6 protein-coding genes are annotated in these 7369 nt (G+C 42.8%); all 6 read right to left on the bottom strand.

Annotated features, from left to right (window positions below):
- Nucleotides 1–1947 (bottom strand): ATP-dependent zinc metalloprotease FtsH (gene ftsH / locus AXF17_RS04395; protein WP_094233980.1); only part of this gene is annotated, 1947 nt, incomplete at its 3' end.
- Between the two features lie 88 nt (nt 1948–2035).
- On the bottom strand, nt 2036–3517 hold the full coding sequence (gene tilS / locus AXF17_RS04390; protein WP_094233979.1) for a tRNA lysidine(34) synthetase TilS: 1482 nt from the start codon (nt 3515–3517) through the stop codon (nt 2036–2038).
- 104 nt (nt 3518–3621) lie between these two features.
- Nucleotides 3622–4458, bottom strand: a complete 837-nt coding sequence (locus AXF17_RS04385; RefSeq protein ID WP_094233978.1) for a TatD family hydrolase — start codon at nt 4456–4458, stop codon at nt 3622–3624.
- A 67-nt stretch (nt 4459–4525) separates the two neighbouring features.
- Nucleotides 4526–6127, bottom strand: coding sequence for a methionine--tRNA ligase (gene metG / locus AXF17_RS04380; RefSeq protein WP_094233977.1), 1602 nt, complete (start codon nt 6125–6127; stop codon nt 4526–4528).
- Nucleotides 6128–6170: 43 nt separating this feature from the next.
- Nucleotides 6171–6407, bottom strand: a complete 237-nt coding sequence (locus AXF17_RS04375) for a hypothetical protein (protein ID WP_157682568.1) — start codon at nt 6405–6407, stop codon at nt 6171–6173.
- A 231-nt stretch (nt 6408–6638) separates the two neighbouring features.
- Nucleotides 6639–7369: biotin transporter BioY (locus tag AXF17_RS04370; protein WP_094233975.1), on the bottom strand; the 731-nt coding region annotated here is incomplete at its 5' end.

Raw genomic sequence — 7369 nt, 5'->3', positions numbered from 1 at the left:
CTGCAGTTCCTTTAGCTTCTCTTCCGCTTCCCTTCGTCTTTCTTCCTCAAGCCTCTCGCTTTCCTTTGCTTCAGCCTTGTTAAGTTCAGCTATTTCTTCTTCACGTGCCTTTACGTTCTCAACTAGTTCTTCTGGTGTAACTTTCCCCTCGTAGAGATCATTGAACTGATCTCCATCAAGCGTCTCGATAAGGAGTAGAGTCTCTGCTACTCTTTCGAACGCTTCATCATTCTCCTTCAGAATGTTAGTTGTAGCCTCATAACAGCTCTCAAGGATGTGCTTGATTTCAGCATCGATCTCTGAAGCAGTCTCCTCGGAGTAGTTCTGTCTGGTTGATAAATCCTTTCCAAGAAATACTTCATCATTTGAACTGAAACTTACTGGCCCTAGCTTAGCACTAAAGCCATATTTTGTAATCATCTGTCTAGCAATAGCAGTTGCTCTCTCGAGGTCGTTACTAGCACCGGTACTGATGTCGTCTAACTTGAGTTCCTCAGCAACTCTTCCGCCTAGAAGGTGCTTAATCATGTTGACCATATCACCCTTTGTCATAAAGAACTTTTCTTTCTCAGGAAGTGACATCGTGAACCCGCCCGCCATTCCTCTCGGAATAATAGTAATCTGATGAACCGGGTCTGAGTTAGGAAGAGCCTTCATAACTATCGCGTGTCCAGCTTCATGATATGCGGTCAGCTTTCTCTCTGTCTCGGAGATAACTCTGGACTTCTTAGCCGGTCCGGCCATTACCTTCGTAGTCGCTTCCTCAATCTCATCCATTCTGATCTTGGTACCGTTACGTCTAGCAGTTAGAAGCGCTGCTTCATTGACTAGGTTCTCAATATCAGCTGGTGAAAATCCAGGTGTTCTCCTTGCGAGAACCTCTATAGTAACGTCATCTGCGAGTGGCTTATTCTTAGTGTGAACCTTGAAGATTTCCTCTCTAGCCTTAACATCTGGCATACCAATAACAATCTGTCTATCAAATCTTCCTGGACGAAGCAGTGCTGGGTCTAGTACATCAGGTCTATTTGTCGCAGCTAGGATGATGATTCCGGAATTTCCATCAAAACCGTCCATCTCTACTAGGAGCTGGTTAAGAGTCTGTTCACGCTCGTCATTTCCGCCACCAAGACCTGCTCCTCTCTTACGTCCTACAGCGTCGATTTCGTCTATGAATATGATGCATGGTGCATTCTTTTTGGCCTGATCAAATAAGTCTCTTACACGAGAAGCACCAACACCTACGAACATCTCTACGAAGTCAGAACCGGAAATCGTAAAGAAGGGAACCCCAGCCTCACCAGCTGTAGCTCTTGAAATGTATGTCTTACCTGTACCTGGGTTTCCTACGAGTAACACACCCTTAGGTATTCTTGCACCCAAGCTAGAATACTTGGAAGGATTCTTGAGAAAATCAACAATCTCCTCTAGCTCTTCCTTTTCTTCCTTTAAACCAGCTACATCTTCAAATCGTATATTCTTGCCATTTTCTTTGTATAGCTTTGCTCTGTTCTTGCCAAACTGGAACGCCTTGTTGTTACCGCCCTGACTCATCATGAAGTAGAACAGAAATCCAAGTGCAACTACCATAATAATAGTTGGCAGAAGCGAGAAGAAATTCACGCTGCTCTGCGGTGGATCACTGGATAGCTTCAGCTTGCCTTCCTTAACCTGCGGGAACACATAGCTATTCTCTAACCAGCTGATTTCAACAACTGAAGGCGCATAAGCATATTCCTTATTACCATTCTTGAGCGTTGCAGTCATCTTGCGATCTGTTATATTTAATGTCTTATATTCCCCCTTTTCGAGGTGAGTTGCAAATGTTGAGAATTTCACTTCGGTTGTCTTCTTTGCGCCGTCTGTTCCCTTGTAGAAAAAAGCTACTCCGAGAACGACCGCGAATATAACCAAATATATTGTGAAATTCTTAGTAAATCTCTTCAATTATCGTACCCCTCATATTCCTTTAATAGTGTTTTTGGTTTAAAATTTGTTATTTTACACAAACTGTCGTGTTATTTTATCATATGAATTAACGTAGTTCAAGAAATAAAACATGCTCCGAGCTGTTATCAATCTGATAATTCTGTGAATATTTCCCCTTATTCTTATAGCGCTCAGATTTGAACATTTTATCGGGCAAAATCCACAGTATTTCGTTACCTATAGCAACCAACTTTATACCATCGCGCGATGTTCTTGGAACCTTCTCATCCACCATAAAATCCTGTAATTTCTTTCTGCCATTTCCAGCCGCTATATAGTCACCCTGTCTTCTATTACGCAGTTTCAGATCAAGCAAGCTAACAGCATCGATGCCATTATCTATGTCTCCATTGATTCCTCTTACTTTAACTACCTTATCTAGATCAAATGCTGCATATATGATTTGCTGCGCGGCACTGTCATCTATGCTTGCATACTTATCTTGCAGTTCTCTATACTCAGCGATATTAAGAATTCTCGGAACAATATCTGTACCATCATCCTTTTTAGTTTCTATATGATCCTCGTTCCGATGCTCTTTCTTCAAAAACACCAATCTCTCGTACCTGCGCTCTGCAGTCACACCTCCAGGTAAGTCATAGCTTGCCGATGGATTATCAGAGCCCATAATCTTGACAACTGAATTAACAAGTTCATACGTAGGATGAACATCTTCGGTCTCGAGCATAATAGTTGCAATACGCCTCTTCAGTGCTTCATGTACGCCCGTTGCTTTGCAAATATCATATTCATGCTTCCCTATAACTGCCTGCTTATAGAGCTTTAAGACCTCTTGCATCATATAATCATCGTCACAAGCTGCTGATTCACTAAGTCTCTCGACCGCCTTTCTAAACGATGGATTGTATTCTCTCTCAAGCTCTGGTATCAGCTCAAGCCTAATCTTATTTCTACTATAGATCGGTTGATCGTTGCTTTCGTCCATATTAGGCCAGAGCTCAAATTCTTCCACATAGCTTTCGATTTCAGTACGCCCAATTCCGAGAATAGGCCTTATTACCTCATATCCTCTCTCATCTAATCTGCGAAGAGGTATGCCTGCTAGCCCCCTGACTGCCGTACCGCGAAGAATATGAAACATCACCGTCTCAACCTGATCATCTGCATTCTGAGCCACGGCAATTTTTATATGCTCCCTTGCGATTCCACTACATTCTAGTTCATTTGCCATATCCGAAAACGCTTCGTAGCGTATCTTACGACCGGCCTCTTCTTCAGAAAGCCTCTCACGTACTGCGTATTCCTTACAATCACATACAACGAGCTTGAACGGAACTTCTAAATCTTCGCATATCGTTTTGGCATGTTCAGCTTCTTTATCGCAGTCCACCAATCTAATCTTGTGATTAATATGAACTGCATATAGTGAGAGTTCGAGTTCAGCCCTGGCAGACTTTAGTGCATGAAGAAGTGTCAGCGAATCGGGTCCTCCCGAAAAGCCGATAATTACTGCATCCCCACGTTCAATTGTTCCACTATCAATAATCTTCTTAACAATTTTATTCATACAGATTTCTAACAAACCCCTGCATATTATATACTTTTTGATATTGAATTTTACATTTCTCTATACATATCAGCTATTGTAAGTTTAATATTCTGAATACCTAACTACTTATCTTCCAAGTTAAAGAAACGTTTCGCATTATTCGATGTTATGTGAGCAGCCTCCTCGTATTCAATTCCCTTGATAAGAGCCATCCTTCTAACAACATGTTCGATATATGGCGTCTTGTTAGGTCTACCACGTTTAGGCTCTGGCGCTAAGAACGGAGCATCTGTCTCACTCATTATAAACTGAAGCGGAATTCCCTCTAGCACTTCTACTGTTTTTCTAGCGTTTTTGAAAGTAAGCGGACCACCTATTGAAAATGTCGCTCCTAGCTTAACGTATTCATGAGCTAGCTCGAGTGATCCCGAGTAACAGTGAAGCTGTACCCTCGCATCAGGCACCATGTTGCCTTGCTCATCCGGCCTCTTTGGGAAATAAGCCTCACGAACATCGCTAAATGCCCCCTCCTCGATAAGTATGTCCATCGTAAGCGCATCAGCCTCTCTCGTATGAATCATAATCGGCATCATGAGTTCGTTCGCAAGCCTAATCTGCTTTCTAAAAAGTTCAATCTGCTCAGACTTGGAATCCTTGCCGTAGTGAAAATCTAGACCAATTTCTCCAATTGCTTGAACCTTAGGCGCGCTAGCCAGTTCCTTGATTTTATCTATATCATCATCAGAGTATACGAGTGCCTTATCAGGATGTATGCCGACAGCAGCATAACACCACGAATAATCAGCAGCATCCTTAATTGCCTGCTTTGATGACTCAACAGAATCACCAACATCTATGATAAAGTCTACCAGAGACGCTTCTATCTCCTTCGCCCTCTCAAGTCGTTCTTCTTCGCTAAACCCTTCATAATTCAAATGAGTATGTGCATCAAATAGCATTTATTTCCCCCTCTATATAGATATGGGTAAAAAAGACCTCAAGTCTAGACTTGAGGTCTCATTCTTTTTATTTCTTGCGGTTATTTTTCTTTATCGCAACCTTTTCCTGCTCTGTGTTAGAGAGAATTTCGATTTCCTTAGCTACATCAAGTCTTGGGAACAGCGCATCACCCTTGTGCACTTTAGCTCCTGCCATCATGCGGAACTCTTCGAGGTCTGACCAATTTGACTCCGTACCTGCAAGTCCGAGTTGATCTCTCATCCTATCTGAAGTTGTGTGCATGTAAGGAATGATTAGCACCGAAATCATTCTGAGTGTCTCTGCGAGGTTACTCATTACTGTATCGAGTTCAGCCTTCTTGCTATCGTCCTTTGCAAGAACCCAAGGCATCTTCTCGTCGATGTACTTGTTAGCTCTCGATACAACTGCCCAAATCTCTTCAAGCGCGTTATTGAAGTGGAACTCATTCATGTGGGCCTCAACCTTCGCAGCACATCCGAGCGCTGTTGCAATCAGATCACGATCGAAATCATCCTCTGTAGTCGCTTCTGGAACCACTCCTCCGCAGTATTTCTCAATCATAGAAACAGTTCTCGAAAGAAGGTTTCCAAGGTCATTAGCGAGGTCGTAGTTGATGCGGTTAAGCATAATCTCGTTAGTATATAGTCCGTCCTGTCCGAAAGTATATTCTCTGAGCAGGAAATACTTGAGTGCGTCGATTCCGTATCTGTCGATTAGAATCTCTGGGTCAACGATATTGCCCTTCGATTTTGACATCTTGCCACCATCAATTAGAATCCAGCCGTGGCCGAGAACCTTCTTAGGCACCGGCTCGTTCATGGACATGAGCATTGCAGGCCAGATAATGGAGTGGAATCTTACGATTTCCTTACCTACGAGGTTAACTCCCGGCCAATACTTCTTATACTGCTCATCGTCCCCACCCGGGAATCCAAGTGCAGTGATGTAGTTGGATAACGCATCAAGCCATACGTAGATTACGTGTCTCTCGTCAACCGGAACCTTAACGCCCCAGTCTAGTGAAGCTCTTGAAATGCACAGGTCCTCGAGACCCTGCTCGACAAATGAAATCATTTCTTTTGCACGAGATTCAGGCTTAAGGAATGTACCGTTACCAAGAAGCTCAATAAGTTTGTCGGAATACTTGGACAGCTTAAAAAAATACGCGTCTTCGCTCATCTTCTTGACAGGTCTACCACAGTCAGGGCAGTTGCCTTCTACGAGCTGGCTTTCAGTCCAGAAAGACTCACAAGGTGTACAGTACCACCCCTCATACTTATCCTTATAGATATCTCCGTTGTTGTACATCTTCATGAAGATGTCCTGAACGCGCTTCTCATGGCGTTCCTCTGTGGTTCTGATAAAGTCATCATAGCTGATTTCCATCGTCGCCCACAGTCTCTTGATTGTCTCAACAATCGGATCAATATATTCAATCGGTGTCACGCCAGCTTCCTGTGCACACTTCGCAATCTTCTGTCCGTGCTCATCAGTACCAGTGAGGAATCTCACATCATAGCCAGTCAGCCTCTTGAATCTAGCCATCGCATCCGCCATAACCGTACAGTAAGTGTGTCCTATGTGCAGTTTAGCGCTTGGATAGTAAATAGGTGTAGTAATATAAAAAGTGCCCTTATCTTCCGTCATCGTATTCCCTTTCAAAATCTATAACTTCTGTCAAATGATTGGTTTAGTATACGCCGTAATCCTCGTCGTCCTCGCCCCAATCAACGTCTGACCAGTCATCTTCAACAAAGATTTCATCAAAGATCTTCTTGGTAGCAACTACAAGTATCGCTCCAGCTATTACACTGAAACCAGCAATTCTCAGGCCTGTCTTAAGCATCTTATGTTTTCTAGCTTCTCTACCCTCTTCAATTAGAAGTGCCTTCTCTGCATCTGTCATACGTCTTCTTCTAACCATCATATCCTCCTTGCCATCAAGCAGTATTTACGTGTGTTACTTCCCTCGATTATATCGAAATACCTTGTTTTTTTCAAGGCGTTTAGATGGTGTCTGCTACATTTAGATATTTCCAGTATTACTATTATAGACTTTATCTGTTTAATAATCAGATAAATTAAACGACGTTAACCATCTCCTATAAACAAGAATCAATTATCGCCATTGGTATTAAGTTAATTAAAGGAGTTTTATCTAGTTCGCATTTCTTAGAGCAGCTCCAAGAATACTCTTGAGCTTTCCCCCCACTAAGAAAGCTACGTGCAGCTTGATTAAGTCTCCAAGTACAAACGGAATCACCGTGAGCTGAAGCACCTTTGCGAATGGAATATTGTTTCCAAGATGCACTCTCTGCACTAGGTAAAAATAGCCTGCTCCAATCACATAGATAACTACTGTCGCTGCCACAAGGCTCATGTATCTTCTCATGTTTGAACTCGATTCATAGCCTGCACCTACAATGTATGCCGCAAGTATGAAAGCCATAATGAAACCGAAGGTCGGAGCAAAGATGTATTGAGGGCCACCATTGAGTCCTGCAAATGTTGGAAGCCCTATAAGTCCAGCTATTATATATACTGTAACTGCCATAACCCCGAGTCTCTTACCCATGGTTACTCCAATCGTTAATACGACTAACGACTGTAGGCTTATCGGCACTGGTCCGATCGGTAAAGCAATCGCTGAGCCGATTACTAGCAATGCAACCGCAAGCCCTACGCTCGTAATACTGCGCGCATCCAAGCGTTGATGTTTTTTTCCATGACTTTTGTTTCCGTTTCCATCATTACCGTAAAAGTTGTTTTCTCTATCTTGGTTCTTACTCATATCAACCTTGTCTTTCTCTTCAGTTACATGATTATTTTGCCCGAAACGAATTCTTTCATGCCTGAATCTGTCAAAAGTAAAAGCGCTCCGTCCACACC

The organism is Mogibacterium pumilum (assembly GCF_002243385.1).
Classification (GTDB): Bacteria; Bacillota; Clostridia; order Peptostreptococcales; family Anaerovoracaceae; genus Mogibacterium; species Mogibacterium pumilum.
Note: the sequence above shows the minus strand (reverse complement) of the source record. Positions and strands in the feature narration are given on the sequence as shown.